Origin of the sequence: Paenibacillus jamilae, assembly GCF_050482105.1 — a bacterium.
Classification (GTDB): domain Bacteria; phylum Bacillota; class Bacilli; order Paenibacillales; family Paenibacillaceae; genus Paenibacillus; species Paenibacillus jamilae_B.
On the sequence record NZ_JBCNHI010000060.1, the window covers coordinates 1 to 1,295 of the forward strand.

The window sequence follows — 1,295 nt, forward strand, 5'->3', positions numbered from 1 at the left end:
AGTCACCTGGAAGGCGGAGAGGTTAGCTACAACATGCCAGGAGCGTTGATTATTGAAGGTGCCTTGGATCCAACGAGATTCGAGCAAGCCTTCCGTCAGCTCATTGCCCGTCATGAGGCCTTGCGGACCCGATTCGAGATGGTGGATGGCGAGGTGATTCAGCGGATTGAATCCAGCGCCCCCTTCAACGTGGAGCATGTGCAAGCAAGTGAAGATGAGACACCGCAGTATGCACAGGACTTTGTACGTGCATTTGATCTCGCACAAGCCCCGTTGCTGCGGGTTCAGTTGATCGAAAATGGACCGCAGCGTCACGTCATGCTCTATGACATGCACCATATTATTTCGGATGGCGTGACGGAAAGCATTATCGTGCAGGAGTTCTCTCAATTGTATGAAGGCCAGGAGCTGCCGCCACTTCGGATTCAGTACAAGGACTATGCGGTTTGGCAGCATGCGGACATGCAAAGTGAACGTCTGCGTGCGCAAGAAAGCTATTGGCTGAACACGATGTCGGGTGAAATTCCGGCGCTGGATATGCCAACCGATTTTACAAGACCTGCTGTACAGCGTCTGGAAGGAACTCGATTTGAGTTTGCGATCCGCATGGAGGACAGCGAGCAGCTGAAACAGCTGGCCGCGCAGACGGGCTCTACCTTGTACATGGTGTTGCTTGCAGCATATAGCACGCTTTTGCATAAGTACACGGGTCAAGAGGACATCATCGTCGGCACGCCGATTGCCGGAAGACCACATGCGGAACTGGGGAGCCTGGTAGGCGTATTCCTCAACACGCTGGCGATCCGCAATTATCCGTCGGGGGACAAAACGTTCCTGGATTACCTGCAAGAGGTCAAAGAACATGCGCTCAGTGCGTATGAGCACCAGGAATATCCGTTTGAAGAACTGGTTGAAAAGCTGAATTTGACGCGGGATACGAGCCGGAATGCGCTGTTTGACACGATGTTTGAGCTAAAAACATTTGAGCAGCAGGAGTTCGAGCTGGAAGGGCTGACCTTTAAGCCGTATCCGACGGACAATCCTACGTCCAAATTTGATCTGACCTTGGATGCCGTAGAGCAGCCAGAAGGCATTTTGTGCAGTCTGGAATACAGCACGGCACTGTACAAGCCGGAGACCATCGCACGCTTGGCGCAGCATTTTACCGAACTCATACGTGCCATTACACTTCATCCACAGCAGCCACTGGCAGCTCTGGATATGGTAACTGTCGAGGAGAAGGCACAAATCCTCTACGGTTTTGGAGATGTAGGCGTATCGGAGGTTGCAGCTGT

Annotated in this window: 1 protein-coding gene; it reads left to right on the top strand. The window is 52.6% G+C overall.

The window, feature by feature from the left end; all coding sequences use genetic code 11:
- Positions 1-1,295 (top strand): condensation domain-containing protein (locus tag ABEW32_RS26270; RefSeq protein ID WP_430193238.1); only part of this gene is annotated, 1,295 nt, incomplete at both ends.